Annotated in this window: 27 protein-coding genes, 2 tRNA genes and 1 pseudogene; 5 read left to right on the top strand and 25 right to left on the bottom strand. The window is 72.6% G+C overall.

Annotation, left to right across the window (positions count from 1 at the left end; all coding sequences use genetic code 11):
- Positions 1-119 precede the first annotated feature (119 nt).
- Positions 120-590, top strand: coding sequence for a pyridoxamine 5'-phosphate oxidase family protein (locus EDD34_RS05500; protein WP_211341500.1), 471 nt, complete (start codon positions 120-122; stop codon positions 588-590).
- Here EDD34_RS05500 and EDD34_RS05495 read toward each other — a convergent pair.
- The 7 genes from EDD34_RS05495 to EDD34_RS05460 form a co-directional block, all read right to left on the bottom strand.
- Entirely contained in the window at positions 580-1,728 is a 1,149-nt protein-coding gene (locus tag EDD34_RS05495) for a PQQ-dependent sugar dehydrogenase (RefSeq protein WP_123813669.1), read from the bottom strand. The two genes, EDD34_RS05500 and EDD34_RS05495, sit on opposite strands and share 11 nt — an antisense overlap.
- Before the next feature lie 77 nt (positions 1,729-1,805).
- Positions 1,806-2,474 carry a PIG-L deacetylase family protein gene (locus EDD34_RS05490; protein ID WP_123813668.1) on the bottom strand — a complete coding sequence of 223 codons (669 nt, stop codon included), beginning with the start codon at positions 2,472-2,474 and terminating at the stop codon, positions 1,806-1,808.
- 502 nt (positions 2,475-2,976) lie between these two features.
- On the bottom strand, positions 2,977-3,918 hold the full coding sequence (locus EDD34_RS20850) for a DUF4396 domain-containing protein (RefSeq protein ID WP_211341499.1): 942 nt from the start codon (positions 3,916-3,918) through the stop codon (positions 2,977-2,979).
- A 116-nt stretch (positions 3,919-4,034) separates the two neighbouring features.
- The gene (locus tag EDD34_RS05475; protein WP_123813667.1) at positions 4,035-4,976 is read right to left on the bottom strand and encodes a GlxA family transcriptional regulator; all 942 of its coding nucleotides are present in this window, start codon (positions 4,974-4,976) and stop codon (positions 4,035-4,037) included.
- A complete protein-coding gene (locus EDD34_RS05470; protein ID WP_123813666.1) occupies positions 4,973-5,560 on the bottom strand; it encodes a cysteine hydrolase family protein in 588 nt (195 codons plus the stop codon). Before EDD34_RS05470 ends, EDD34_RS05475 begins: the two co-directional genes overlap by 4 nt.
- 69 nt (positions 5,561-5,629) lie before the next feature.
- Positions 5,630-6,946 (bottom strand): phosphoribosyltransferase, encoded by a 1,317-nt coding sequence (locus EDD34_RS05465; protein ID WP_123813665.1) that lies wholly within the window; start codon positions 6,944-6,946, stop codon positions 5,630-5,632.
- Positions 6,947-7,019: 73 nt separating this feature from the next.
- On the bottom strand, positions 7,020-7,427 hold the full coding sequence (locus EDD34_RS05460; RefSeq protein WP_123813664.1) for a VOC family protein: 408 nt from the start codon (positions 7,425-7,427) through the stop codon (positions 7,020-7,022).
- Positions 7,428-7,499: 72 nt separating this feature from the next.
- Between EDD34_RS05460 and EDD34_RS05455 the strand changes: the two genes are divergently transcribed.
- Entirely contained in the window at positions 7,500-8,075 is a 576-nt protein-coding gene (locus tag EDD34_RS05455; RefSeq protein WP_123813663.1) for a TetR/AcrR family transcriptional regulator, read from the top strand.
- Between the two features lie 52 nt (positions 8,076-8,127).
- Here the strand turns inward: EDD34_RS05455 and EDD34_RS05450 are convergent, their stop codons facing one another.
- The 4 genes and pseudogenes from EDD34_RS05450 to EDD34_RS05435 all read right to left on the bottom strand — a co-directional run bounded on the left by EDD34_RS05450 (position 8,128) and on the right by EDD34_RS05435 (position 11,545).
- Positions 8,128-8,427 carry a DUF3175 domain-containing protein gene (locus EDD34_RS05450; protein WP_123813662.1) on the bottom strand — a complete coding sequence of 100 codons (300 nt, stop codon included), beginning with the start codon at positions 8,425-8,427 and terminating at the stop codon, positions 8,128-8,130.
- A 783-nt stretch (positions 8,428-9,210) separates the two neighbouring features.
- Positions 9,211-9,789: pseudogene (locus EDD34_RS21080) on the bottom strand (ice-binding family protein); the annotation flags it as partial.
- A gap of 476 nt (positions 9,790-10,265) precedes the next feature.
- Positions 10,266-10,338: transfer RNA gene (locus tag EDD34_RS05440), tRNA-Ala, on the bottom strand.
- 151 nt (positions 10,339-10,489) lie between these two features.
- Complete coding sequence (locus tag EDD34_RS05435) at positions 10,490-11,545, bottom strand: DUF418 domain-containing protein (RefSeq protein WP_123813661.1); 1,056 nt, start codon at positions 11,543-11,545, stop codon at positions 10,490-10,492.
- Positions 11,546-11,962: 417 nt separating this feature from the next.
- On the opposite strand from EDD34_RS05435, the gene EDD34_RS05430 reads away from it, so the two are divergent.
- A tRNA-Ala gene (locus EDD34_RS05430) sits at positions 11,963-12,035 on the top strand.
- Between the two features lie 107 nt (positions 12,036-12,142).
- On the opposite strand, the gene EDD34_RS05425 is transcribed toward EDD34_RS05430, so the two are convergent.
- On the bottom strand, positions 12,143-13,072 hold the full coding sequence (locus EDD34_RS05425; RefSeq protein ID WP_123813660.1) for an AraC family transcriptional regulator: 930 nt from the start codon (positions 13,070-13,072) through the stop codon (positions 12,143-12,145).
- A gap of 122 nt (positions 13,073-13,194) precedes the next feature.
- Here EDD34_RS05425 and EDD34_RS05420 point away from each other — a divergent pair, with 122 nt between their 5' ends.
- The gene (locus tag EDD34_RS05420; protein ID WP_246012203.1) at positions 13,195-14,001 is read left to right on the top strand and encodes an SDR family NAD(P)-dependent oxidoreductase; all 807 of its coding nucleotides are present in this window, start codon (positions 13,195-13,197) and stop codon (positions 13,999-14,001) included.
- An 87-nt stretch (positions 14,002-14,088) separates the two neighbouring features.
- Here EDD34_RS05420 and EDD34_RS05415 read toward each other — a convergent pair whose 3' ends face one another.
- The 5 genes from EDD34_RS05415 to EDD34_RS05395 are packed head-to-tail and all read right to left on the bottom strand — an operon-like array spanning position 14,089 to position 18,413.
- Positions 14,089-15,078, bottom strand: coding sequence for an alpha/beta hydrolase (locus EDD34_RS05415; protein ID WP_123813658.1), 990 nt, complete (start codon positions 15,076-15,078; stop codon positions 14,089-14,091).
- Positions 15,078-15,404 carry a putative quinol monooxygenase gene (locus EDD34_RS05410; protein WP_123813657.1) on the bottom strand — a complete coding sequence of 109 codons (327 nt, stop codon included), beginning with the start codon at positions 15,402-15,404 and terminating at the stop codon, positions 15,078-15,080. The genes EDD34_RS05415 and EDD34_RS05410 overlap by 1 nt, the downstream gene beginning before the upstream one ends.
- A 32-nt stretch (positions 15,405-15,436) precedes the next feature.
- Entirely contained in the window at positions 15,437-17,440 is a 2,004-nt protein-coding gene (locus EDD34_RS05405; RefSeq protein ID WP_123813656.1) for a heavy metal translocating P-type ATPase, read from the bottom strand.
- Entirely contained in the window at positions 17,437-17,802 is a 366-nt protein-coding gene (gene cmtR / locus EDD34_RS05400) for a Cd(II)/Pb(II)-sensing metalloregulatory transcriptional regulator CmtR (protein WP_123813655.1), read from the bottom strand. Before cmtR ends, EDD34_RS05405 begins: the two co-directional genes overlap by 4 nt.
- A 26-nt stretch (positions 17,803-17,828) precedes the next feature.
- Complete coding sequence (locus EDD34_RS05395; protein ID WP_123813654.1) at positions 17,829-18,413, bottom strand: helix-turn-helix domain-containing protein; 585 nt, start codon at positions 18,411-18,413, stop codon at positions 17,829-17,831.
- Positions 18,414-18,566: 153 nt separating this feature from the next.
- Here EDD34_RS05395 and EDD34_RS05390 point away from each other — a divergent pair, with 153 nt between their 5' ends.
- A complete protein-coding gene (locus tag EDD34_RS05390) occupies positions 18,567-19,469 on the top strand; it encodes a saccharopine dehydrogenase family protein (protein ID WP_123813653.1) in 903 nt (300 codons plus the stop codon).
- Here EDD34_RS05390 and EDD34_RS05385 read toward each other — a convergent pair.
- The 8 genes from EDD34_RS05385 to nadD form a co-directional block, all read right to left on the bottom strand.
- Positions 19,462-20,709 (bottom strand): MFS transporter, encoded by a 1,248-nt coding sequence (locus EDD34_RS05385; RefSeq protein ID WP_123813652.1) that lies wholly within the window; start codon positions 20,707-20,709, stop codon positions 19,462-19,464. The genes EDD34_RS05390 and EDD34_RS05385 overlap by 8 nt on opposite strands.
- Positions 20,710-20,722: 13 nt before the next feature.
- Positions 20,723-21,103 carry an ArsR/SmtB family transcription factor gene (locus EDD34_RS05380; RefSeq protein WP_246012202.1) on the bottom strand — a complete coding sequence of 127 codons (381 nt, stop codon included), beginning with the start codon at positions 21,101-21,103 and terminating at the stop codon, positions 20,723-20,725.
- An 87-nt stretch (positions 21,104-21,190) separates the two neighbouring features.
- Entirely contained in the window at positions 21,191-21,937 is a 747-nt protein-coding gene (locus EDD34_RS05375) for an alpha/beta fold hydrolase (RefSeq protein ID WP_123813651.1), read from the bottom strand.
- 99 nt (positions 21,938-22,036) lie between these two features.
- Positions 22,037-22,468 carry a hypothetical protein gene (locus EDD34_RS05370; RefSeq protein ID WP_123813650.1) on the bottom strand — a complete coding sequence of 144 codons (432 nt, stop codon included), beginning with the start codon at positions 22,466-22,468 and terminating at the stop codon, positions 22,037-22,039.
- 51 nt (positions 22,469-22,519) lie between these two features.
- On the bottom strand, positions 22,520-23,206 hold the full coding sequence (locus EDD34_RS05365) for a histidine phosphatase family protein (RefSeq protein ID WP_123813649.1): 687 nt from the start codon (positions 23,204-23,206) through the stop codon (positions 22,520-22,522).
- Positions 23,203-23,643, bottom strand: coding sequence for a ribosome silencing factor (rsfS, locus tag EDD34_RS05360; protein ID WP_123813648.1), 441 nt, complete (start codon positions 23,641-23,643; stop codon positions 23,203-23,205). Before rsfS ends, EDD34_RS05365 begins: the two co-directional genes overlap by 4 nt.
- Entirely contained in the window at positions 23,640-23,816 is a 177-nt protein-coding gene (locus EDD34_RS20600) for a hypothetical protein (protein ID WP_170176976.1), read from the bottom strand. The genes rsfS and EDD34_RS20600 overlap by 4 nt, the downstream gene beginning before the upstream one ends.
- A 991-nt stretch (positions 23,817-24,807) precedes the next feature.
- On the bottom strand, positions 24,808-25,413 hold the full coding sequence (nadD, locus tag EDD34_RS05355) for a nicotinate-nucleotide adenylyltransferase (protein ID WP_123813647.1): 606 nt from the start codon (positions 25,411-25,413) through the stop codon (positions 24,808-24,810).
- Positions 25,414-25,421: the final 8 nt, after the last annotated feature.

Genomic DNA, 25,421 nt, shown 5'->3' with positions numbered 1-25,421 from the left:
CCGCCGCGGCACGAGAGCCTGGGAGAGAAGAGCCGGGCGGGACACCGGCGTCAGGACGAACGGACCCGCGGCCGGTACAGCACCGGACGGGGGCCGTCGCACAGATGAGGACGATGGACGTGACGAACACCAGCGATGACGGCAGCACCACCCTCGAACGGCTGAGCGCCGAGGAGTGTCACATGCTGCTGCCCACCGTTCCGATCGGCCGGATCGTGTTCACCGAGAACGCTCTTCCGGCGATCCAGCCGGTGAGTTTCGTCCTGAACGGACCGGACATCGTGTTCCGGACGCGGCGCGGCTCGAAACTCGTCGCCGCCGCCCATCAGGCGATCGTCGCGTTCGAGGTCGACGACTACGACCCCGACCTGAGGACGGGATGGTCGGTCGTGCTCGTGGGGCGCGCGAGCGTCGTCCACGACGAGAACGAGCTCACGCACCTGAGAAGCCTGCCGCTCGAGCCGTGGGCCACCGGGGACCGGCCCCACTTCGTCAAGGTCGAGCCGAACATGATCCACGGCCGTCGTCTCCGGCGCACCTCGCCGGAACCACCGGTGGAAGCCGTGCGGCCCGCCGACCTCACTCGGTGAGGGACACGGCGAGGAGCCGGTCGTCGTCGGGCCCGGGGCTGCCGCGGCCGTCCGTGTTGTTCGTGAGGAACCACAGGTCACCCCCGGGCGACACCGTGACGTCGCGAAGGCGCCCGTACTCCCCCGGCCAGTACTCGGCGGACCCGGACGGTTCGGCGACCGGTACCGTGCGAAGCACCGAGCCGCGCAGATTGGCGACGAAGATCGTCCCGTCCGCGATCTCGATGCCGCTCGGGCTCGCTTCCTCCGGACTCCACTGCTGCACGGGGTCGACGTACCGGTCGTCGCCCGCGGCGCCCTCCACGACCGGCCAGCCGTAGTTGGCGCCAGGCGTGATGACGTTCAGCTCGTCCCACGTGTTCTGCCCGAACTCGGACGCGAACATCGTCCCGTCCTCGGCCCAGTCGATGCCCTGCGGGTTGCGGTGGCCGTAGCTGTAGACCAGGGACCCGTCGAACGGGTTGTCGCCGGGCACGTCACCGTCGGGCGTCATGCGCAGGATCTTCCCGGCGAGGCTGTCCCGATCCTGCGCGGCATCACCGTCGCCGGCGTCGCCCGTGGTGACGTAGAGCATGCCGTCCGGCCCGAAGGCGATGCGCCCGCCGTTGTGGAAGCTCGCGGAAGGGATCCCGTCGAGGACCGTCTCGGCCGGCCCGAGGCCGAGCGCACCGGGCTCGCCCGTGATCCCGAACCGCTGGACGCGGTTGCCGTCCGCACCGGTCGAGTACGCGTAGAGGCGGTCCTCGTCGTCGACGGCCAGCCCGAGCAGGCCTCCCTCACCGCCGGCGCCGACCCCCTCGACGGTGCCGACCACCCGCGTGCCGCCGTCGTCGCGCAGCTCCAGCACGTCGGCGTCGTCGCGCTCGCTGATCAGCGCCGTCCTGCCGAGGAACGCGACCGACCACGGGGCGTCGAGCCCGGTCGTCACGGCACGCGGTTCCCCGTCGGGGCCGTCTGCCGCCCCCGGATTGCCCGACGACGACGGATCGGTGGACGTCGCGGACTCCGGTGATGCCACGGACACGGCAGTGTCCGGGTCCGGGCCGGTGGTGCCGCAGCCGGCGAGCGAGCCCGCGAGCGCGAGGCCGACGGCGGCGGTGAGCACGGGCACGAGGACATGCGCGCGAGGAACGGTCATCGTTCTCCCCTGGAACTTGTCGCCGAGGTAGCGGTGACACGCCACGCTAGCGCACGGGGTTCACGGTCCGGCCCCGTTCACCGGCGGCGTGACGTGCGCGTGAGTGGTTTCCGGGTGTCCCGGGGCCGCCGGGCGCGTTCGGACCGCAGGACCGCCAGGTACTCACGGGGTTCCAGGTGCGCACGCCAGCGCTCCCGGATGGGGTCCTCGGCGGGGAGGTCGCGGTGGCAGGCGATCGCGTCGCGCTGGTGGTCCCGGTCGACCTCCACCGTCACCGCGGGGCCCGCGCTGCGAGGCGGGCGGAGACTCCAGCCGTAGAGCGGGTCGTCCAGGACCTCGGCCGCCTCGGCCGTGGCCTGCAACGTCCGGACGTGGTCCGGGTGCGCGCCGGGGTCGCGGGCGTCGACGACCAGCAGTGCGTCCGCGGCGTCGGCGGCCATCACGATCTCGTCCGTCAGGTGTTCCAGGGGAGCCTCGGCCAGCGCGCCCGCCTCGTGTTCGAGGAAGGTGAACTCGCGGACGCCGAGCGCTCGTGCGGCCTCCCCGAGATCCTGCGCCCGGGCCAGCCGCCTGCCCGATCCCTGGTCGTGCCGGCGGCCATGCGTCAGACAGAGCACGTCGACGGTCGTCCGCGCGCCGGTGAACGCACTGACGATCGCGCCCATCGCGAAGGTGGCATCGTACGGGTGAGCACAGACCACGAGGAGATGGCGCACATCGGGCAGGGAACCAGCGCTTTCTACCATCCCACCATGGTCACGCCACCGACCCAGGTCACGTAGGGGCGAACAGGCCCCGATCTCGGGACTTTTGGCCCGGACCGGTCATCGAGGGCTCAGTCGTCGCCTGCGGGCCGCGGGCCGTCGGACGTCGGCTGTCGGACGTCGGACGTCGGACGTCGGACGTCGGACGTCGGACGAACCGCAACGTGATGACGCCGCACGCCGTCGAACCGCAGGGACACGCCGACCATTCCAGAAGTCATCGGCGTGTCCCTGCGGTTCGACGGCGTGTGCCGGTCGGTGACTGCGGTTCGACGGGACGTAACAGTCGGTGACTGCGGTTCGGCAGTACCTCGGGGCCCATGTTGCGGTTCGATGTCGGGTTTCGGCTCCTGTTCGCCGGGATCCACGCCGAGGCCGTGGCGCCCTGAATGCGATGCGGCCACACGCCTCGGAAGGCGCCGGGGTGGGCGTCGATCACGCGATTCGGCCGTCCGATGGGCGGACCGGGCGGACGGCGCCGTCCTCACCCGTCCTGGTGCGTTGCCGGCTGGCCGTGCGGGGAGGAGTCGTCGCCCCCGAGCGTGCCGGCCGTGGCGACGACGAGGCCGCCGAGCATGAAGCTGGCGATGACCGCGACGAGCACTCCCGAGGACAGGCTGGGGATCCGGCGACGGAGACCGACCACGGGCGCGGCGCCGTGGTGGTAGTGATGGGTCAGCGCGTGGCCCTTGCCACGCCTCAGCAGGTACAGGTTCACCGGGTACGCCGCCGCGAACGCCACCGCGAGCGCGATCGGCATGGCGATCCAGAACGCGATGTTCACGAGGCCGGACTCCATCGCGCCGGGGATGAGCGCCATGACGCCGTTGTCGACGACCTCCATCGTCGCGATCGACAGCGTGTCGGCCGCCAGGACGATGCGCAGCGCGGCCCAGAACCCGAGCCCGGCCTTGAGGAGCGGCAGGGTCGACAGCGCGTAGCCGAACAGGAACGCGAGCGTGATCGCGAGGGCCATGGTCCAGGCGACCGACAGCCCCACCGCGGTACCGATGATCAGGCCGAGGACCTCACCGATCGCGCATCCCGTGAGGCAGTGCAACGTCGCGCCGGCCGCCATCCCGCGCAGCGAGCCCCCGTGCCCTGCCGTCTCGTGCTGACCGGGGTCATGGTGGTGGCGCCGACTCTCACCGACGTGACCGGCGTGGTCGTGACTGGCGTGGTCGTGAACGTTGTGGTCGTGACCAGCATGCTCGTGACCGGCGTGGTCGTGAACGCTGTGCTGACCACCGTCGTGGTCGCCGCCACCGTGCTGGTCGCCGCCACCGTGCTGGTCGCCGCCACCGTGCTGGTCGCCGCCACCGTGCTGGTCGCCGCCACCGTGCTGGTGACCACCATCGTGCTGGTGACCGCCGCCGTGCTGGTGACCGCCGCCGTGGTCGTGCTGATCGTGCTCTTGCGTCGTCATGAACTCCCCTTTCGCGGAGACTCTTGCACGGTCGCCCGCCCATGGCAAGTACCCCTACCGGGTAATGGTGAAACCCGCCTGCCACACACTCCGGTCCTGACGCCGCTCCGGGGGACCTACGCGCCCCCGCGGAACGCGGCGTCGCTGCGGAGACGGCGCAGCATTCTCGGGTCCTGGAAGCCGACGGTGCGCGCCGCCGCCTCGACGGTCGCGCCGTGCCCGATGAGGTGCTCGGCGCGCTCACGCCGCAGGAGCTGCTGGTAGCGCAGAGGCGTGAGCCCGGTGGCACGGGTGAACGATCTGGTCAGCGTCCGCTCGGCGACGCCCGCGTGGGCGGCCAGGTCGGCGAGCGGGAGGCTCCGCGCGAAGTGCGCGTCGATGTGGTCCTGGACGCGGTGCACCGTGTCGTCGACGTGCGAGCGGTGCCGCAGCATCGCGCTGGCCTGCGGCTCGGTGCCGTTCCGGCGGGCGTAGACCACCATCTCGCGGGCCACCCGGGCGGCGAGCGCCGGGCCGTGGCGCATCGCGAGCAGGTGCAGCGCCAGGTCGATGCCGCTCGCGATGCCTGCGGAGGTGACGACGCCGTCGTCGGTGGTGAACAGGACGTCCCGCACCACCCGGGCCCGCGGGTGCCGGGCGGCGAGCGCGTCCTGCACCGCGTGGTGCGTGGTGCAGCGGCGGCCGTCGAGCAGCCCGGCCTGGCCGAGCGCGTCCGAGCCCGCGCAGACGCTGGCGACGGTGCCGCCCGCCGCGTGGTGCGCGGCGAGACGTTCGCGCGTCGGCGTGCTCAGCAGGGGCCAGGCGGCCGGGTCGTTCCCGACGCGCCATCCGGGGACGACGACGAGGTCGTCCGGGCCGAGGCTCGGCCAGTCGCTGCCCGCGACCAGCGGAAGGCCCTGCGCCGAGGCCACCGTTCCGGCGTCGGGCACGGAAGCTCCCGACACGTAGCGCAGGTCGTAGCGGTGGCCGAAGTCTCCCGCCGTGAAGAACGCCTGCGCGGGGCCCGCCAGGTCGAGCAGGTGGACCCCGGGCAGGAGCAGGAAGACGACGATGCTCACGTGGCCGATGCTGCCACCTCGGGGGTGGTGTCGGTGGCCGGCAGCGTCCCGGCCTCCGCCTCGAGTTCCGCGACGGTGGCGATGCGTGCGAACCGGTCGCGGAGCACCGTCTCGGTACGTTCGAGGATCTCGGCGGCACTGAACGGCCCGAGGGGGTCGGTGCTGGTCGCGTCGCTGACGAACGTCATCGCGTAGCCGAGGTCGGAGCCGACGCGCGTGGTGGTCTCCACGCACTGCTCGGCACGGATGCCGCAGACGCTCACCTCGGTCACGCCGTGCGTGGTCAGGAGCTGCTGCAGGTTGGTCGTGGTGAACGCGTTGTGCGAGGTCTTGCGCAGCACCGGCTCGCCGGGCAGCGGTTCGCCCAGTTCCTCGAACAACCGCACGTGCCCGCACTCGGGGTCGAACGCGTTGCCGGTCCCGGGCTCGGTGTGCAGCACCCAGACCACCAGGTCACCGGCGGCGCGGGCCAGGGCGACCAGGCGGTTCACCGGGTGGGCGACACCCGGGACCAGCGTCTCCGCCCACAGCGGGCGGACCCGGAAGGATTCCTGGACATCGATGACGATCAGTGCGCGGGTCATGCCATCAGTCTGTGCCGGTGCGGCACTCCGGCGGGAGTCCTGATCAGGTCGCGAGGCGGACCGATCCGGTCAGGGCTCGCCGAGAGGCGCGAGATGCTCGAGGAACCAGTCGCGGGCGAGGTCGGCGACCTGGTCGAGGGCACCCGGCTCCTCGAACAGGTGGGTCGCGTCAGGGATCACGGCGAGTTCGCAGTCGGCGCGCATGGCGGCCTGGGCGCGGCGGTTGAGGTCGAGCACGCGCTCGTCACGCCCGCCCACGATCAGCAGCGTCGGGGCGTCGACCAGGGCGAGGCGTGGTTCGGCCAGATCGGGCCGGCCTCCCCGGGAGACGACGGCGCGGACGTCGACGCGGGGGTCGGCCGCCGCCCACAGCGCCGCGCCAGCTCCGGTGCTGGCCCCGAAGTAGCCGACGGGCAGTCCGGCGGCGTCATACCGGGACCGTAGCGAGACCGTGACCTCGACGAGTCTGCGGGCGAGCAGTTCGACGTCGAACACGCTGGAGCGGACGAGTTCCTCCTGGGAGGTGAGCAGGTCGAACAGGAATGTCGCCAGGCCCGCCTCGTTGAGCTCCGCCGCGACGTGGCGGTTGCGCGGACTGTGGCGGCTGCTGCCGCTGCCGTGCGCGAACACCACGATGCCGACCGGGTGCTCGGGAATGGTGAGGTGGCCGGCCAGCGGCACCTGGTCCGCCAGGGCGTGCACGTCCTCGTCGACCAGCGGCGGGTCGTCCGTGGCGGCCGACGCCGGAACGCGCCGCCTGGCGCGGTCGAGCAGCTCGGTGACCTTGCTGTCGGGCGTCTGCCGGAAGTCGCGATACCACTGGCCGACGGCCATGAACCGGGCCGGCTCCGACAGGCACACCACCTCGTCGGCGTCACGGCGCAGTGCGCGAAGGGACTCGCGCGCCCCGACCGGCGCCGCGAGGATCACCCGGCGCGCACCCTGCGCTCGCGCGACCTGGCAGGCCGCGCGGGCGGTGGCACCCGTCGCCACGCCGTCGTCGACGATCAGCGCGGTCCGGCCTGCCAGCGGGATCCGCTCGTGCTCGCCGCGGAACGTCTCCACCCGGCGCGACAACTCGGCCCGTTCGGCGCGCTCGAGCTCGGCGAGCTCCTCGGTGTCCATGCCCACGCGGCGCCAGACCTCGTCGTTGAGCACGAGGACATCGCCCTCACCGATCGCGCCCAGTGCGTACTCGGGCTGGTAGGGCACACCCAGCTTCCGCACGACGATCACGTCCAGCGGCGCGCCGAGCGCCCTCGCGACCTCGGACGCGACGGGGACGCCACCGCGCGGCAGGCCGAGAACCACGAGGTCTTCGGCGCGCAGGGCCCCCAGGCGCCGGGCCAGCCGGCGCCCCGCGTCGGTGCGATCGTCGAACAGCATGGGTATCGCCTCTCGCCCAGCCTATCGCCGGTCCTCCGCGACGGGTCAGGACCGCACCAGCTCGTCGCACCACTCAGTGGTTCGCGTAGGCGTCCGCGTACTCCGCGGTCGGCGGGATCGGCTGGATGATGTCCAGCAGCACGCCGTCGGGGGCCGCGACGATGAAGTGCCGCTGCCCGAAGTCCTCGTCCCGGAGAGGGAGGACCGGTTCGCAGCCAGGCATGTCCGCCAGGCGGGCGTGGACGGCGTCGACGTCGTCGACCTCGATGTTCACGAGCACTCCGCGCGGCAGAGCACCGTACCCCTCGGGAATCGTCGGGTGGTCGTGGGCGAGGACCGCGAGCTCGAACGCGCCGAGGCGCAGACTGACGTACCAGTCGGAGTCGTAGGTGGTCTCGAACCCCAAGGCCTCGCGGTAGAACGACGCCGCAGCGGCGACATCCTGCGACATGAGGACGGGATAGACGGCGGTGGCGGCCATGGCCATCTCCTTACGTACACTGTGAATGTAAGACTCCACGATACATACACTGTGCACGTAAAGGAAGTGCGTATGCCTCGAGCCTCAGCGGCCGCCGCCGCCCGGACCGCCCGGCAGGTGCTGGACACCGCGTCCGACCTGTTCGCCGCGCACGGGTTCACCGGGGTCTCGCTCGACGACGTCGCCCAGGCCGCCGGCGTGACGCGCGGAGCCGTCTACCACCACTACCGGAACAAGGCAGGACTGTTCCGCGCCGTCGCAGCTCACCTCCAGGCACGGGTGGCGGATGCCGTCGTCGAAGCAGCCGAGCACGCCGGCACCGACCCGACCGCTCGGCTGAGCGCGGGTTCGCACGCGTTCCTGGACGTCATCACCTCGGGTGCGGCCGTGCGCGTCCTGCTCGTCGACGCTCCCGCCGTCCTCGGCTGGCAGGAGTGGCGCAGGCTCGACGCGGAGAACTCGGGCATGCACCTGCAAGAGGTGCTCCGCGAGATCGGTGTCGGCGACGAACTGCTCGGCGCGATGTCCGCCCAGCTCTCCGGCGCGATGAACGAAGCCGCGCTCTGGATCGCGGAACACCACGACGACGAGGCGCGACGGCAGGCGCACTCGGCGCTGGATCGGCTCCTCGCCGCCGTCTCCCCTTGAGCGGGCATCGAGCCCGAGGCGGTGCGCACCGTCCGGTCGAGACGACGGGCACTCAGGCGCGTCCGAACTGCTTGCGCAACTCGTCCTTGGCGCGCTCGAGAACCTCCTTCTGGTCGGCACTCAGGTCCTTGCCGGCGCGGTTGACGTAGAAGGTCAGCATCGACATCGCCGAGCGGTACGGGGAACTCTTGCGCCGGCCGCTCGCCTCCGCGGACCGTTTCAGGGACGCGGCGATGCGCGCCGGGTCCTTCCACGTGAACACGCCCTCTTCCAGGTCCAGGGCATCGCTGCCCTCGGTGACCTGCTGGGACCAGCGTTCGCCACCGGAGCCTGACCGCTCGTGACCGGCCATGTCTCCAGCCTACGACGTGGCACCGCCTCGCCCGGGCCCTGCGACAGCAGGACCCGGGCGGTGCCCTGGGCGGTCCGGACAGAACCCCGAACCGGGAAGGCCGCGCCTCACCCGAGACGGGTGTCGCGACGTCCCATGTCAGGGCTTGGTGCGGTACATCCGAGCGCTGATGGCGATGAGGCCCACCCCGCCCAGCAACGCCACGACCGCGAGGGCGAGCAGCGGCGCGTTCACGGAGGGTCCGGTGCTCGCGAGGGAGCCCGGCGGAGTGCCGTCGTCGTCACCCGGCGGAGTGCCGTTGCCGTCACCCGGCGGGGTCCCGTTGCCACCGGGCGGGGTCGCACTCGGCGAGTCCGTGGGCGTGGACGAAGGACCGTCGGTCGGGGTGTCGGTCGGCGACGGGGAAACCGTCGGCGACGGAGACAGGGTCGGCGACGGAGACACCGTGGGAGACGGCGAGACCGTCGGCGACGGGGAAACTGTCGGCGAGGGCGACACCGTGGGAGACGGGGAAACCGTCGGCGAGGGCGACACCGTGGGAGACGGCGACACCGTCGGAGAGGGCGACACCGTCGGAGAGGGCGACACTGTCGGCGACGGCGAGACCGTCGGCGACGGGGAAACCGTCGGCGAGGGCGACACCGTGGGAGACGGCGACACCGTCGGCGACGGGGAAACCGTCGGCGTTGGAGACACCGTCGGGCTGTCGCAGTCGCTGCTGGTGAAGGCGTTCGTGTCCAGGGTGACTGAGCCGTTGCGCGCCAGGGCACGCCCGTCGATCGTCGTGCCGGTCGTGACAGAGACCGAGGTCAGGGCCATGATCGTGCCGACGAACGTGGTTCCGGTACCCAGAGTGGCAGAACTGCCGACCTGCCAGAAGACGTTGCAGGCCTGCGCGCCGTTCACCAGTGCGACCGTGCTCGCGCTCGCCGTGGTCAGGGTCGAGCCGATCTGGAAGATGAACACCGAGTTGGGATCGCCCTGGCCGTCGAGCGTGACCGTGCCGGTGAGCCCGACGGAGCTGGCGGAATTGTAGACCCCCGGGACGAGGGTCTGGCCGCCCAGGTCTCCGACGATGCTGAAATCTTGCGCCTGTCCAGCGGCATCGTTATAGGCAATCGTGAGGTCGCTCTGCGCTTGGAGCGCGTGCGCATCCGCCGCGTGGGTATCGCCGAGGACAACTCCAGGCGGGAAGCCGCTAATCGCGGTCCCCGGACTCACACCGAGATCTCCGTCAAGAACCGAGGTCCCGGTGTTGGTAACGGACTGGCCGCCCAGGACCGAATAGGACTCGGCGGTGCCCAAGGGAACAGCCGTGCCGATCGCGGCGGCCTGTTGGGTGGCGAACAGGAGCGCCGTCATTCCGCCCAGAGCGAGCACCGTGCCCGTGAGGGCCAGCAAAGGTGAACGCAACCGTATAGAATGCCCGGAATGCTGGACTTTATGACCCCACATAAGAGTCTCCCCCAATCACAGATTGTGAATGTGGTGACACTATGTCAGGCGAGAGCGTCGAGCATCTTCTCGCGCTTTTGTCGGGATTTTATCCACATTGCGCGACGCAATATCCGGAGAATTCTCCTGGCGAGAATCCTCCGTCACCGGGTTCGGAGCGTCTGATCGAAGCGGCCGCACGCGCGGAAGGGGTCGACCACATCGTGTCGACCGCGAGTACCTCGCCCGCCGTCTCGCGGCGGGCCCTCGTACCCGTGCGGGTCAACGCCGTACCGCCCGGTGTCGTCGACGAGAGCCAGACCGATGGCCACCGTCCCGAACCGATGTCCCCGAAAAGCGATGACGCGAGACATCCAGAACGATGTCCCGCGTCATCACACGAGTGGAGCTGAGGGGACTCGAACCCCTGACCCCCTGCATGCCATGCAGGTGCGCTACCAGCTGCGCCACAGCCCCGACACCCGCTCTGAGCGGGCCTCGCAAGCATACGCAACGCCGCACCCACCGGCCAAATCGGATGCAGATCCACGTGTGGCCGGTCCCCCTGAGGGCTGCCGCGCTCCGAGTACGACGAGTCCCAGGCGGCTGGGCGCGTGGTGGTCGTCGGTCAGCCGCTGAGCCGCCGCAGGAGCACCTCCGCCGGTCCCCGATATCCCGCCCGGTGCAGCCAGTAGGCACCCGCCAGCGACACCATCCAGGTCCCGAGGGCGATCCCCGCCGCCCCCACGTAACGGACCTCGCCTCCCAGCCCGAGAGCGAAGGGCGCCATCAGGGCGACGAACGCCACCGACTGGAACAGGTAGAACGTCAGGGACCGCTGTCCGAGTGCCTGCACAGCCACGACGACGGGGTGTGCGGGTACGGGTACGCGCAGTGCCACCAGCCCGATGAGTGCCGCCGCGCCGACGCCTCCGGCGTACCCCGTCACACCGTGCACCACCGCCGCCGCGCCGGCCACGACCGGCGTCGGCCCTGCCCAGAATCCCGCGTTCATCAGTGCGAACGGGATGCTGCCCAGCACCGAGGTCCCGAGCCCGACGACGGCGGCTCGTGCCAGAAGTGGCCGGTGGCGATGCGGCTCGTCCAGGATCCGCCGTCGCGCGGCCCAGATCCCCAGCAGAACCCCGGGCAGCACCTGCCAGGTCATGAAGGCAGCCATCCGCAGCCACTCGACGACGCGGTCCCAGGGCGTGAAGATCGGGCTGTCGGGGCCGATCACCAGGCTGAATCCCTCGGTGGCCGAAAGCACGCCGTACACGGCGAACGCCATCGCCACGCCGACGAGGGCGAGGCGGAGCACCCGGAGCAGGCGCGCGTCCGACCAGGTGAGCGCCCCTGCCAGGACGAGGCTCGCGATCCCGTACATCGTCAGCACGTCATAGAACAGCAGCGCGACGTGCAGCAGGCCCAGCAGGAGCAGCCACAGGCCACGCCGTCGCACGAGCCGGCGCACCGCAGGCCAGCTGTCGCCCCGGCCTCGGCGGCGCAGCGCGAGCTGCGCGAGGCCGTAGCCGAACAGGAGCACGAACATCGGCCGCGCCCGGTGGTTCACGAACAGATCGCCGAGGAACACCGTCACGCGGTCACCGATCCCGGGCACGCGCACGTCGTCGACCGCGTACAACAGCAGGCACGAATGCGCGAGCGCGATGAACAGGAGCATCAGGCCCCGCGCCAGGTCCGGGGCCGGCGCGCGGCACGGTACGCGTGTGCGGGCGCTGAGCAGCAAGCTACGGCCGATCGGGCGACGCCGTGGGGTCGCCCGGCATCGGTCTGGGGTGCGGCATCTTCATCGGTTCTCCGGTCGGGCGGCGTGCTCGGTCGGTCGGCGGGGGACGGGGCAGGAGCCTACTGACCGGGTCGTGCGGTGCGGGCACCCGTGTGCCCTCTTGAGCGCGACACGAGCCCACCCACCCAACCAGAGCACGGTGAACGGTGCGGGCCGCCGGGGTGAACCCGGGGAGATGGCCCGGCGCATGGCCCGGTGCAGTGACCAGCCCCACGCGGCGGATTCCGGATTCGATTTGGCTCGTGGGTGCGGCGTTGCGTATGCTTGCGAGGCCCGCTCAGAGCGGGTGTCGGGGCTGTGGCGCAGCTGGTAGCGCACCTGCATGGCATGCAGGGGGTCAGGGGTTCGAGTCCCCTCAGCTCCACTCGATCGTGAGACCGGTGCGGCCTGCGGGCGGCACCGGTCTTGCCATGTCTTGCGGGGCGATGCCCCATGCCGGCCCGGACGCCCCTGGGCCATTTCTCGCGGACGTCAGGCGCCACGCGGTCCGTCGCTCGCCCCGTGGCCGAGTGCGGCGGCGGTCTCACGCAGGCGTGCGGCGTCCCGGCTGGGCGGTGCGCCGAACTGACGGCGATACTCCCGGCTGAACTGCGACGGACTTTCGTACCCGACGGCGTAGGCGGCCGCGGTGACGTCACCGGGGTTGGACATCAGGCGCAGCCTGGCCTCCTGGAGCCGGACGCGCTTCTGGTACTGGATGGGGCTCATCGCGGTGACCGCGTGAAAGGCCCGGTGGAACGCGGACGGGCTCATGCGTGCCCGCCGGGCGAGTTCCTCCACCCGCACGGGTTCCGCGTAGCGTTCCTTCATCCAGTTGACGACATGGCGCACCCGGCTGAGGCTGCTGTCGGCGAGCCCGAGCTGACGTACGGTGGCGCCCTGCTCCCCCGACATGACGAGCCAGAGGATCTCTCGTTCGATCAGCGGCGCCAGCACGGGGATGTCACGGGGCCGTTCGAGCAACCGCAGCATCCGGACCGCGGCGTCGACGAGGCGGTCGGAGGCGTGGCCGACCACGACCGCCGGAGGCGCGGACTCGCCGCGTGCTGCACGTCCGAAGTCGGCCGCGGCAGGATTCAGCATGAGCTCCGCGACCACCTCCGGGCGCAGGAGGAGGCCGAAGCCGAGTGCGGGCTGCTCGGGCGACGCGTCCAGGAACTGCCCGCTCACGGGCAGTTCCACCGAGGTGACGAGGAACTGGCCCGCGCCGTACTCGTGGACGGTGTCGCCGACGGCGAGACGTTTGGCACCCTGCGCGACGAGTGCGAGGACGGTCCCGGTCACGTCGTCGTGCGGCGCGGAACGGTCCGAGCGGGAGACGGCCACGCCGGGGACGGCGGTGGCCGTGGTACCGGCGCGCGCGTGTCGTGAGATCAGCGACCGCAGTTGTTCCAGGGACATGCCTCGATTGAAGCACCCTGATCCACGCCATCGGGCGATTCCTCCCGATGGCGGCAGGATCGGGCAAGAACTCGACGGGATCGCTCTACCTCGGGCCAGGCTGCCACGGTTTGACTGGAGGGGTGAACACAGCGACGGAACAGAACACCTACCAGAACGAGAACGACGGCCCGCCCGTGGCGGTCGTCACCGGAGCGAGCGCGGGCATCGGGCGTGGCGCGGCGGTCGAGATCGGCCGGCGCGGGATGCACGTGGTGGTGACCTACAACTCGCGCGCGCAGGAGGCTGAGAAGACGGTTCGGCTGATCCGCGAGGTCGGCGGCGATGCGGTCGCCCTCCGGCTCGACATCGCACGCGTGGAGCACTTCGCCGACTTCCGGGAGCGACTGGCGGAGGCGATCGGCACGGCATGGGGTACGACGACGGTCCGGGCCCTGGTCAACAACGCCGGCTTCGGCGGCGGGCTCCCGTTCGCCGAGATGACCGAGGACGCGTTCGACCAGTACTACCAGGTGCTCCTCAAGGGCCCCTACTTCCTGACCCAGGCTCTGCTGCCGGTGCTGCAGGACGGCGGGTCGATCGTGAACGTCTCGAGCAGCTCCGTGCGGGCCGGGGACACGGAGGCCGGGTACTCCGGCTACGCGGCGATGAAGGGCGGCCTCGTCACGGCCACCCGGTACCTGGCGAAGGAGCTCGCCGGCCGCGGCATCGTCGTCAACTCCGTCGCGCCCGGCCCCACGCGCACCCGCATCGCCGACGACGCCTTCGACCGCTTCCCGGAGATCATCGACGGCATCGCGGCGAGAACCACGCTCGGCCGTATCGGGGAGCCGCAGGACGTCGGCAAGATCATCGCGTTCCTGGTCTCGCAGGACGCCGGGTGGATCACCGGCCAGGACCTCCAGGTCTCCGGCGGTTTCGCGTTGTGAACGCCTCGACGTTCCCGGTCGGGGACGTCGTCACCGCTCACAGGGAAGGCCGGGCCACCGCGAGGTGCCCGGCCTTTCCGGCACCGGTCAGGTTCGCGGGGTCTCCGGCACGGCCGGGTCGAGGACCCGGCGCAGCCATGCCGTCCGGGCCGCACGAGCCGCCCGGGCGATCGCCGTGCCCGGCGCCATGGTGTCGAACCCGTGGGTGCCGCCCGCCCAGACGTGCAGTTCGGCCTGTCCACCGGCCTCCCAGATGCGGCCGGCGTACCTCTGGCCCTCGTCACGGAAGACCTCGGCCGACCCGACGTCGATGAACGTCGTCGGCAGGCCGGACAGGTCCTCCGCGGTCGCCGGGGAGACGTAGGCGGACACGTTCTCGCCGCCCGCACCGCCGAGAACGGCCTCCCACGCGAACTCGTTCGACTCGCGCGACCAGACCCAGGGAGCCGGGTACTGGCGCGTGGAGACGGTACCGCCGCGGTGGTCGAGCATCGGGCAGACGAGCACCTGGGCGGCGACGGCCGGCGTGGCACGATCGCGCGCGAGCAGGGTCACGCCGGCCGCGACGCCACCGCCGGCGCTGGTCCCGGCGACGACCAGGCGGTCCGGATCCACACCGAGCTCCGCGGCATGCTCCGCGAGCCAGACGAGGCCGGCGTAGCCGTCCTCGACCAGCGTCGTCCCGGTCGCCTCCGGCGCGAGCCGGTAGTCGATCGTCACCACCACCGCGCCCAGCTCGTCCAGCCAGTCGAGCGGGATGTCGATCTGGGAGAACCGGTCGCCCATCACCATCCCGCCTCCGTGCAGCCACAGCACTCCTGGCGCCGCACCCGTGCGCTCCTCGGGCACGAGCACCGTGATCGGCAGCTCGACGCCGTCGTGGCTGCGTACGCTCTGCTCACGGCGTTGCACGCGACGACCTTCCAACAGCGGTTCGATCGGCGCGCTGGAGTAGGGGCGGATCGTCGCCAGCGTGTCCGCGTCCAGGGACGGCATCGCCGGCAACCGCTCCAGGAAGGCGGCGATCTCGGGATCGACGCCCGGGCGCGCGAGCTTCGCGCCGGCACTGCCCGGCATCAGAACCGCGCCTTCCCGCCGGCGGGCGTCAGGTCGGTGTACACCGAATCACCCTCCAGGAGGTCGGCGAACCGGGCGACGATCGCCTTCGCGGCTTCACTCGCGAACACGCGGTGGTGGTCCTCCTCGGACGTCCAGCCCTCGATCACCTGGGCGACGTCCGGGTCGGCGGCCGAGCGGCTGACGAGATACACGACGCAGGACTCGCTCGCGGCGGGGTTGCCCTCGTCGAGTGCCGACAGGAGCAGCTCGATCAGATCGTCGCCGCGGCCCGGCCTGGCGGTCATGGTGGCGGCGAATCCATACGTGACAGGTGAAGTGGTCATGCCTCCATCCAGCCACGAGCCCGCACGAACGACTAGACGGTTCCCGCGCCGTCGTTGCCTGATCCTCCCGTAGCCGCCAGGGTTCGTTCCGGCGGCCGGAGGCGGCCCCCGGGCTGTCTCCGACGGGACGGTGCCGGGTGGCGTGCCGCGCGGATGCCGTTGAGGATGACCACCACCTCGGCGACCTCGTGGACCAGCACCACCCCGGCCAGCCCGAGCACGCCGAACAGCGCGAGCGGGAACAGCGCGACGATGATCGCGAGCGCCAGGGCGATGTTGACCGTCATGATGCGGTGCCCTCGCCGGGCGTGGGCCAGCGCGGCCGGGATGAGGCGCAGGTCGTGGCCGGTGAACGCGATGTCGGCGGACTCCACGGCCGCGGCGGAGCCGCCGGCGCCCATCGCGATCCCGACGGTGGCGGTGGCGAGCGCCGGGGCGTCGTTGATGCCGTCGCCGACCATGGCCGTCGCCCGGACGGCGGTGAGTCCGGTGATCGCGTGCGCCTTGTCGGCGGGGCGCTGCTCCGCCCGGACGTCGGCGATCCCGGCCTCCGCGGCGAGCGCGTGCGCGGTGCGCGTGTTGTCGCCGGTGAGCATGACGACGTCGATGCCCTGCTCGTGCAGCATCCGGACCGTCTCGGCGGCTTCCGGCCGCAGCCCGTCGCGCACCCCGATCAGTCCGGCGACCGCGCCGTCGGCCTCGACGACGACCACGGTGGCGCCGGCCGCGGCCAGGCCGTCGGCGTCGTCCCGCAGTTCGCCGGGATCGATCCAGCGAGGGTTGCCGACCCTCACGGTGCGGGTGCCGACGCGGCCGGTGACGCCGTGCCCGGCGTCCTCGACGACGTCCGACGCCGGTGTGACGCCGGGGACGGCGGCCGTGATCGCGGAGGCCAGCGGGTGGGTGCTGGTGGACTCGACGGCTGCCGCCAGCGCAAGGACGTCGTCCGGGCCGGTTCCGCCGGTGGTGCGGACGTCGACGACGCCCGGCAGGCCCCGGGTGAGGGTGCCGGTCTTGTCGAAGGCGACCGTGCGGATGGTGCCGAACCGTTCGAACGCGGCGCCGGACTTGATGACGACGCCGAAGCGGGAGGCGGAGCCGATCGCGCTGATGACGGTGACCGGGACGGCGATGGCGAGCGCGCACGGCGACGCGGCGACGAGCACGACGAGCGCGCGGTCGATCCAGGTCCACGGGTCCCCGGTGAGCACGCCGAAGAGGGCGACCAGGACGGCGGCGACCAGCACGGCCGGCACCAGGGGCCGGGCGATCCGGTCGGCCAGCCGGGCGCGGTCGCCCTTGCGGGCGTGTGCCTGCTCCACGAGCGCGACGATCTGTGTCAGGGAGTTGTCGCGGCCGTTCGCGGTGGCCTCGACGAGCAGGCTCCCGGCTCCGTTCACCACTCCGGCGGGTACGGTGTCCCCGGGCCCGACCTCGACGGGGATCGCCTCACCGGTGACGGCGGACGTGTCGAGGCTGGATCGCCCCTCGACGACCACGCCGTCGGTGGCGACGCGTTCCCCCGCCCCGATCCGGAGCAGGTCGCGCTCGCGGAGGCCGGCGACCGGGACGCTGACGTCCCCACCCGCGCGGGAGACCCGGGCGGTCTCGGGGATCAGGGACAGCAGGGCACGCAGCCCTTCCCTGGCCCGGTCCATGGCGCGGTCCTCCAGCGTCTCGGCGAGGGAGAACAGGAACGCCAGGGCGGCGGCCTCCCCGACGTGGCCGAGCAGGACGGCGCCGGCCGCGGCGATCGTCATCAGCAGGCCCACGCCCAGTCGGCCCCGTGCCAGGCCGCGCACGGCGCCGGGCACGAACGTCCACGCACCGGCCAGCAGTGCGATCCCCTGCGCCACCAGTGCCGGAACGACCGCGCCGGACCATTCGAGGCCGAGCCCGCCGGCCAGGAACACACCGGAGATCGTCGACGGCAGCAGGGCGGGATCGCGCCACCACGGCGGGCGCGTGTCCGCCTCCTCGTCGTCACCGGGCGCGGCGGGGTCGGGGCCGCAGCAGGCATCCCCGGCGTCGCTCACCGCGCCTCCCCCGCGCCCTGGTCGCAGCAGCCCGGCACGGTGCAGTGCGGGTCCATGCACGGCACGTCCTGGTCGACCGCGAGCGTCACGTCCACCAGCGCGGTGAGCGCGGCGGTCAGGTGCGGGTCGGCGATCTCGTACCGGGTCCGCCGCCCCTCCGGCTCGGCGACGACGATCCCGCAGCCGCGCAGGCACGCCAGGTGGTTCGACACGTTCGTCCGCGTCAGCTCCAGGTCACGGGCGAGCCGGGCGGGATATCCCGGGGACTCCAGGAGCGCCAGGAGGATGCGGGAGCGCGTCGGATCCGCCATCGCCCGGCCCAGCCGGTTCATCACGTCCACCCGCGAGGCAAGAGTCAGCACACGCTGACCATACAGCGAGCGGTGACCTATCGTGAATCCCGGCCCGTCCGATCGACGCGGGCGACCGGGCGGTCGCCACGAGGGCCGAAGAGATGCAGGAGCTCGACGGGCGCGTCGTCCGCCGGGCCGAACCAGTGAGGCGTGCGGGGGACGAACTCCGCCGTCTCGCCCGGCCCGAGCAGGTGCTCGTCGTCGTCCAGGATCAGCCGGAGCCTGCCGGCCAGGACGTAGAGCCAGGCATGGCCGCCGTGGGAGACGAGCCGGGGCTCGCGAGGGCTCACGACGTGTTTGAAGACCTGGACCCGGCCCGGGTGGCGCGTGAGCGGGACGATCACCCCGCCCGCGGCGTGCCGGTAGGGCTCCAGCCGCGTCCGCGGATCCCCGGTCGCCGGCGCGTCCACCAGCCGGTCGAGGGAGACCCGGTACACCCGTGCGAGCGGGATCAGCGCGTCGAGGGTGGGACGGCGACCGCCCGTCTCCAGACGGGACAGGGTGCTCGGCGACAGGCCGGCACGGTCGGCCACGGCGGCCAGGGTCAGCCCGCGGGACCGCCGCAGGGCGCGCAACCGCGGACCGATCGCGTCGAGGACCACCGCGACATCCGTTTCCATCCGCCAATGTTTGCAGGTTCCGCAAGAACGCTGGGCCCCACCGCCCGCCGCGGGGAACATCGGAGTCGTCCGGCTGCCCGTCGGACGGATCGAAAGGCTGGTGGTCCGCATGACCGACACCACAGTTCCCGATACTCCCGCGCGAGGCCCGCGATGAAGGCGCTCCTGCTCGGCGCGCGCGGCGCGGTCGGCGCCGTCGTGCACCGCGAGCTGTCACGCGCCGGCCACACCGTGACCGCTGCGGGCCGGACCACGAGCGGTGACACCGGCGTGGACCTGCGCGGCGACCTCTCCGCCCTGACGCGCCTCGCCGGCAGGCACGACGTCGTCGTCAACGCGTCCGGCATCGAACGTGCCGGCATCGCCGCCGCCGTGCACGGAACGCCGCTGGTCGACATCTCGGCGTCGGGCGCCTACCTCGACGCGCTCCGGTCGGCCGCGGACGGCCCGGTCGTGCTCGGAGCGGGCCTCGTGCCCGGCCTCAGCACCGTCCTGGTCTCGGCCCTGGGCGGCCGGCGCGGTGACGACATCGACGTCCTCGTCATGCTCGGCTCCGGGGAGCGGCACGGCCCCGCGGCCGTCACGTGGACGGCGGGCCTCGTCGGCACGGACGTCCACCGGCCCCCCGAAGGCACGCCCGTACGGAACCTGATCGCGACCAGGCGGGAGACCGGGCCGGACGGACGGAGCAGGCGCTACCTCCGCGCGGACTTCCCCGACCACGTCCTCCTCGGCGACTCCCGCGGCCTCGCCGTCCGCTCCTACCTCACCCTCAGCGCCGCGCCGATGACCACCGCCCTCGCGATCGTCGGGCGCCTCCCGGCCCTGCGCGGAGTCCTCGGGAGCGCCCCCCACCTGGGCACCGCCGCGTGGCATCTCGTCGCACGCAACCGCCGCACCGGCGAACGGCGGCAGGCCCAGGGAACCGGGCAGTCGGAGGCCACCGGGCGCCTCACGGCGCTCGCCGCGTCACGCGTCACCGCCGTCGCCACGACCGGCGCGATGACGATGGCCGACCTCACCACGCCCGAGGACGCGATCGCCGCGCTCACCTGACCCGGCGGCGACGAACGCTCAGGGCCGGAGCGGCGAGCCGGCGAACTCGGGTCCAGGCTCGGAAGGCCGAGACCGTCCCGGCCGCCCCGATGGCGGCGAGCACGAGGGCGACCCCGGGCAGCCCGACGAGCGCGCCGAGAGATCCCGCGAGCGGGTAGGTGACGAGGAAACAGGCGTGGGAGAGGGAGAACCGGGCGGCGAACACGGCCTGGCGGTTCGGTTCGCCGCTGTTCCGGCGCAGGAGCCGGGCCGACGGGGTCAGGATCGCCGAGGTCGCGGCACCCAGGAGGAACCACACCGCCAGCAGGGCCACCCACTGCGCCGCGTCGCCCGGCCCCACCATGAGCGGCACGGCGGCCAGCAGCAGGATCGGGAGCAGCGTCGCCCCGGTGAGCATGACACGCCGGTCGGGTGTCCGGTCCACCAGCGCGGGCACCACGAGGGCGACGGCCATGGACCCGGCCCCGTAGGCACCCAGCAACAGCGCGACGTCGGACTGGGTCCCGCCGAGCTCGCCCCTGACCAGCACGACCGTGTTGACGATGACCATCGCCGTCGCGGTCGCCACGACGAGATCGAGCGCCAGCAGGCCGCGCAGTTCGGAACCGGCCCGGAAGGCCCGGACGCCGCGGGTGAGCCGGTCGAGGAATCCGGTGTGCGGGGGCGCCTCGACACGCGGTGTCCGGGAGGCGAGGACGAGCGCCGCGGAGGCGAGGAATCCGGCCACCGTGCCGGCGAACAGGTCGTGGTAGGTGACGACCGTCAGGAGGGCCGCGGCGAGCATCGGACTGACCAGCGACTCCAGGTCGTAGGCCAGGCGCGACAACGACAGCGCCCGCGTGTACGCCGCCTCGCCGGGCAGCACCGACGGGATCACGGCCTGGAACGCCGGGGTGAAGGTGGCCGAGGCGGACTGGAGCAGGAAGATCAGGAGGTAGATCTGCCACGCCTCGGCCACGAACGGCAGCGAGACGGCCACACCGGCGCGCACCAGGTCCGCGCCGACGAGCAGTGGCCCGCGCGGCAGGCGGTGGGTCAGCGCGCTGACCACCGGGGCGACGCCGACATAGGCCACCATCTTGATCGTCATCGCGATCCCCAGCACGACCCCGGCGTCACCGCCCGCGATGTCGAAGGCGAGCAGGCCGAGGGCCACCGTGAGCAGGCCGGTGCCGAGCAGGGCGACGACCTGTGCGCCGAACAGCTTCGCGTAGGTGGGGTTGCGGAGAACCGCGATCACGTCGGCGCCCTCGTCACGATCCGGCGCGCGGCTGCCCGGCGGAGTGGTGGTGCGGCGGTAGCTGGCCGTTCGCGACCGCGTGCTCGGCCTGCTTGATCGCCTCGGCCACGACGGCGATCGCGTGCTCGTCCGTGAGCCGGTAGAGCACGCTGGTGCCCTCCTGCCGGGTGGTGACCATGCGAGCCATCCGCAACCGGGCCAGATGCTGCGAGACGCCCGACGGTTTCTTGCCCACGATCTCCGCGAGCGCGCCCACGGGCAGCTCGTCGACCTGCCGGAGCGCGAGCACGATCCTGATCCGGGTGGGATCGGACAGGATGCTCAGCACCTCGGCAGCGAGGTCGACGTACTCGGAGGACGGCTCCATCCCGCACATCTTCTTGTCCGCATGCATACGCAGACACTAACGCTTGAAGCCTCGGGCCGGCAACGCACCGTCAGCCCCGGTCCTCACGACGGCGCGCCGGGTGCCCGGCCAGGTCTACCGCTCCGCGAGGAACGCCAGGATCAGGTCCGTGATCGCCTCGGGACGCTCGAGGTTCGGCAGGTGGCCCGCCCAGCCGAGCTGGACGTGGCGCGCGCCGTGGATCCTCGCGACGACGTGAGCCGCGACCTCGCGGAAGTGATCCAGGTCCTGACCGCCGGAGACGACGAGCGTGCGGGCGGTGACCCGCGACAGGTCCGTGTCCGGGCCGGGCAGCTGGTTCACGCCGTCGCCGGCGCCGAGCTGGACCTCGAAGGCGTGACGCTGCATGGTGCGCAGGAGATCGCGCGCGCCGTCGTCGGCCTCGGGGCCCATCCAGGTGGCGACGTTGAGCTCCGTGGCTCCCTCGATGTCGTCGGCCGACAGCAGGACGCCCTCGCGCCGGGCGAAACGCTCGAGCGAACGCGTGGCCGGCAGCGGGTAGGCGGGGTTGAGCAGGACGAGCCGATCCACCAGGTCGGGCCAGCCGGAGGCGACCTGGAGTGCCACGTGCCCGCCCGCCGAGGAACCGATGATCGTGGCGGGGGCCCGCAGCGTGTCCAGGAGCTGCTGCACGTCGTCGGCGTCGCTGTACGGCTCGCTGGTCAGCGGCGTGCTGCCGTATCCACGCAGGTCGCACACCGTCACACGATGACGTGGAGCGAGCGCGGTGACCTGCGGGCCCCACATCCGTGAATCGGCGACGCCCGCGTGGAGCAGCAGGACGTCGGGCCCGGAACCTGTCGTGTCATGGGTGAGACGCATTGGCAGACCGTAGCCGTGCCGCCGCGGCTCCGGCCAACGCGCGGGGAGCCGGCGTGCGGCCGCGAGGAATACCCCCGGAACCCGCCCCGCCGTTGCCCGTCAGGCGCCCGGTGCCGTCCCCTGCCACCCCGGCAGCAGGCGGTCGAGCGCCATCGCGAGATCGATCGAGTCGCCGTCCTTGCCGCCGGCGCCGAGCACGAGCGGCGGCCGCTTCGGTTCCGGACGCACTCCCCGGATCCGGTCGAGCAGCGTCAGCGGCGCGGTCAGGACGTAGAACCCGCCGTCGTCGGACACCGCGGCGGTCCGGTCGGTTCGCAGGTACCAGCCGCGCAGCGGCGTGCGGGCGGTCCCCCGCCCGCCGTACCCCCGGACCACGAGGGGCTCGGCCGCGAGGTCCGCGTCGCGCGCCGCCGCGACGAACTCGGCGAGCATCATCTCGGCGCGCGCGTGCTCGGCATCCTGCCGCTCACTCAGGCGCCGGGCCTGCAGGCGTGCCGCCTCGGTGCGCTGCTCCGCCCAGGAACGTCCCACGGCTCCTCCTCACGATGCTCGACGGCTCGCCGGCCTCCCGGCGGTCTCCGGTCACTCCCCCGCGACGCCGGGTTCCAGGTTCCAGTCCGGGCCCGCCAGCCAGTGGTCCAGCGGGTAGCCCGCGCCCACGTTGTGCGCCACGAGCCGCCACGCCGGGTGACCCTGCAGGTCAGCGGCGTGCAGATGCGACCAGTGCACGTTGCGCAGGCCGCTGATGCCCCGCCACTCGACGGGGTCCTGGCCCAGCAGCCGGGTCAGTGTCAGCGTGATCGCCGCGCCGTGCGAGACCACGACGAGCGTGTCCTCGGCGCCCAGCCCGGCCGCGTGCTCCAGCACCCCGGTGGTCATCCGCTCGGCGACCGCCGCACGGGACTCCGCACCGGCTCGCACCGGCTCGGCGCCGGCGCGCCACGCCGCGTGCTCGTCGGGCCAGCGCTCGGCGATCTCCTCGCTGTTCAGGCCCTCCCACTCGCCGAACGAACGCTCCCGCATCCGCTCGTCGGACTCGACGTCCACGCCCACCAGCTTGGCGTACGCGGTCGCCGTGTCGAAGGCGCGCTGCAGGTCGCTGGACACCACCTTCGTCGCCGTGTGCGACGAGGCGAGGGCGTTCGCACCCTGCTCCGCCTGCCAGCGGCCGACGTCGTCCAGGGGGATGTCGACCTGCCCCTGAAGGCGCTTGGTGTGGTTGTAGGCGGTGCGGCCGTGCCTCAGCAGAACGATGGTGCCTGCCGTCACTGGCGGTGTCCCGGGTCGAGGTGGATGGCAGCGTCCGTGTCGGAACCGCCGAACTCGGCCGTGTCGCCGCCACCGCGGGCGTCGTCGGGCAGCTCGACCTCCGGGCAGTCCTTCCAGAGGCGCTCGAGCGCGTAGTACACGCGGTCCTCGGCGTGCTGCACGTGCACGACGACGTCGCCGAAGTCCAGCAGCACCCAGCGCGCCTCCGAGAGCCCTTCCCGGCGGATCGCCTTCGAGCCCGCCTTGTGCATCGCCTCCTCGACGGCATCGACGATCGCCGACACCTGGCGCTCGTTCGTCCCCGAGGCGATGAGGAAGATGTCGGTGAGCACCAGCTGGTCGCTGACGTCGAGGGCGATGATCTCCTGCGCCTTGCGGTCGCTCGCCGCGCGGGCGGCCACGACGGCCAGTTCGCGCGCGCGTTCGGTCGCCGTCATGCGAGGCCCGTCCCGGGAAGCACCGACGCGATCCACTGCGCGGCCTGGTCGGCGCTGTAGGAGGGGTCTTCCTCCAGGACGAGCTTCCAGATCAGCAGGCCCAGCACGAACGCCACCACCACGAGGATGACGTAGTGCAACCAGGTGTAGGAGGGACCGGGATCCTCCTCCATCTCGTCCCAGTCGTCCTCAGGCCCTGGGGCGCTGCGAACAGCCTGAGGCCGCCCCGGCCCGACCATCGCGTCGAAACCCCGGTCGGGCGCGCCGGGGCCGCCCGGACCGGGTGGCATGCCGGGCGGGGTGCCCGGGGCACCCCCGGCCGGCGGGAACGGCGAGGCACCTGGCGGCGGGCCGCCGGGCGCCGGGGCGCCTCCGGGACCCGGTGCCGGAGCGTTCCGGCCCCACGGGACACCCGCGGGCGCCACCTGCGTGGCCTCGGCCCTCGAGGGGTTCGCGCCGCGGTCGCCGAACGGCGAACCGGCGGGCGGGGCGCCCTGACCGCCTGGCCCGGCCGGGGCTCCAGGAGCCGCCTGACCGGGGCCGCCGGGCGTCGGGGTGGGAGACCCCCACGGCGAACCGGCCTGCGGCGCCCGGCGGACGGTCTCCTCGGAGAAGTCGGCCGGGGCGCCGGGCGCGGACGCGGGTCCCGGCGGCCGGGACGCGAACGGGCCTTGCGGACCGGTAGGGCCGCCTGCGGGATCCGCCGGAGCGCCGGGACGGCCACCGAACGGGCTCCGCGGAGCCGCCGGGCCGCCTGCCGGGCCCGCCGGAGCACCCGGACGGCCACCGAACGGGCTCTGTGACCCCGACGGGCTGCCGGCCGGGTCCGCCGGGGCGCCGGGGCGGCCGGGGAACGGAGAGGACGAGCCGCCCGAGGGGGCGCCGCCGCCGCGAGACGGCGGGAACGCGGTCGGGGCGTCACCGCCGGGCGCGCCGCCTTGCTGCTGCACGGGCGTCAGCCGGCCCGTCGCGTCCACACCGCGCGTGCCGGACGCCTGCGGCGGCCTGGCGACCGGCGGCGGTTGCTGCGGGAAGCCACCGGCCGAGGGCCCCGCGCCGCGCTGCGGCGGACCCCCCGGAGCCTGTGCGCCGCCCTCCGCGGCCGCTCTCGCCGCGGCCTCCCTCTCGCGGATCTCGCGCCGCGTCAGAGGCCGGCCATTGTTGTCACTCATCCTGAAGACCTCGATACAGTCCGTGCTTCGCGATGTACTGGACCACGCCGTCCGGCACCAGGTACCACACCGGCAGCCCGGCACCCGCACGCCGACGGCAGTCGGACGACGAGATCGCGAGTGCCGGGATCTCTAGCGTCGTCACCCCGTCCGTGGGCAGCCCTTCCACGGTCAGGCGGTGCCCCGGGCGTGTGACCGCCACGAAGTGTGCCATGTCCCACAGCTTCTCGGCATCTTTCCACGTAAGGATCTGCTGGATCGCATCGGCGCCGGTGATGAAGTAGAGATCGGCGTCGGGGCGCTCGAGCCGCAGGTCCCGCAGGGTGTCCACCGTATAGGTGGTCCCGGGGCGGGCGATGTCGACCCGGCTCACCGTGAACCGCGGGTTGGACGCCGTGGCGATCACGGTCATGAGATACCGGTGCTCGGGCTCCGTGACCTGCTGGTGGTGCTTGAGCCAGGGCCGCCCCGTGGGGACGAAGACCACCTCGTCCAGGTCGAGCCGTGCGGCGGCCTCGCTGGCCGCCACCAGGTGGCCGTGGTGGATGGGATCGAACGTCCCACCCATCACGCCGATACGGGGCCGCTGAGCTGTCACTGGCGCCG

Source organism: Myceligenerans xiligouense, from assembly GCF_003814695.1.
Classification (GTDB): domain Bacteria; phylum Actinomycetota; class Actinomycetes; order Actinomycetales; family Cellulomonadaceae; genus Myceligenerans; species Myceligenerans xiligouense.
Note: the sequence above shows the minus strand (reverse complement) of the source record. Positions and strands in the feature narration are given on the sequence as shown.

Coding starts and splice junctions, on each gene's coding strand:
- EDD34_RS05495 (WP_123813669.1), bottom strand. CDS start 1,728: ATGACCGTTCCTCGCGCGCATGTCCTCGTGCCCGTGCTCACCGCCGCC.
- EDD34_RS05490 (WP_123813668.1), bottom strand. CDS start 2,474: ATGGTAGAAAGCGCTGGTTCCCTGCCCGATGTGCGCCATCTCCTCGTG.
- EDD34_RS20850 (WP_211341499.1), bottom strand. CDS start 3,918: ATGACGACGCAAGAGCACGATCAGCACGACCACGGCGGCGGTCACCAG.
- EDD34_RS05470 (WP_123813666.1), bottom strand. CDS start 5,560: ATGACCCGCGCACTGATCGTCATCGATGTCCAGGAATCCTTCCGGGTC.
- EDD34_RS05465 (WP_123813665.1), bottom strand. CDS start 6,946: ATGCTGTTCGACGATCGCACCGACGCGGGGCGCCGGCTGGCCCGGCGC.
- EDD34_RS05460 (WP_123813664.1), bottom strand. CDS start 7,427: ATGGCCGCCACCGCCGTCTATCCCGTCCTCATGTCGCAGGATGTCGCC.
- EDD34_RS05455 (WP_123813663.1), top strand. CDS start 7,500: ATGCCTCGAGCCTCAGCGGCCGCCGCCGCCCGGACCGCCCGGCAGGTG.
- EDD34_RS05450 (WP_123813662.1), bottom strand. CDS start 8,427: ATGGCCGGTCACGAGCGGTCAGGCTCCGGTGGCGAACGCTGGTCCCAG.
- EDD34_RS05435 (WP_123813661.1), bottom strand. CDS start 11,545: ATGCTCCTGTTCATCGCGCTCGCGCATTCGTGCCTGCTGTTGTACGCG.
- EDD34_RS05425 (WP_123813660.1), bottom strand. CDS start 13,072: ATGTCCCTGGAACAACTGCGGTCGCTGATCTCACGACACGCGCGCGCC.
- EDD34_RS05415 (WP_123813658.1), bottom strand. CDS start 15,078: ATGCCGGGCAGTGCCGGCGCGAAGCTCGCGCGCCCGGGCGTCGATCCC.
- EDD34_RS05410 (WP_123813657.1), bottom strand. CDS start 15,404: ATGACCACTTCACCTGTCACGTATGGATTCGCCGCCACCATGACCGCC.
- EDD34_RS05395 (WP_123813654.1), bottom strand. CDS start 18,413: ATGGAAACGGATGTCGCGGTGGTCCTCGACGCGATCGGTCCGCGGTTG.
- EDD34_RS05390 (WP_123813653.1), top strand. CDS start 18,567: ATGAAGGCGCTCCTGCTCGGCGCGCGCGGCGCGGTCGGCGCCGTCGTG.
- EDD34_RS05380 (WP_246012202.1), bottom strand. CDS start 21,103: ATGCATGCGGACAAGAAGATGTGCGGGATGGAGCCGTCCTCCGAGTAC.
- EDD34_RS05375 (WP_123813651.1), bottom strand. CDS start 21,937: ATGCGTCTCACCCATGACACGACAGGTTCCGGGCCCGACGTCCTGCTG.
- rsfS (WP_123813648.1), bottom strand. CDS start 23,643: ATGACGGCGACCGAACGCGCGCGCGAACTGGCCGTCGTGGCCGCCCGC.
- EDD34_RS20600 (WP_170176976.1), bottom strand. CDS start 23,816: ATGGAGGAGGATCCCGGTCCCTCCTACACCTGGTTGCACTACGTCATC.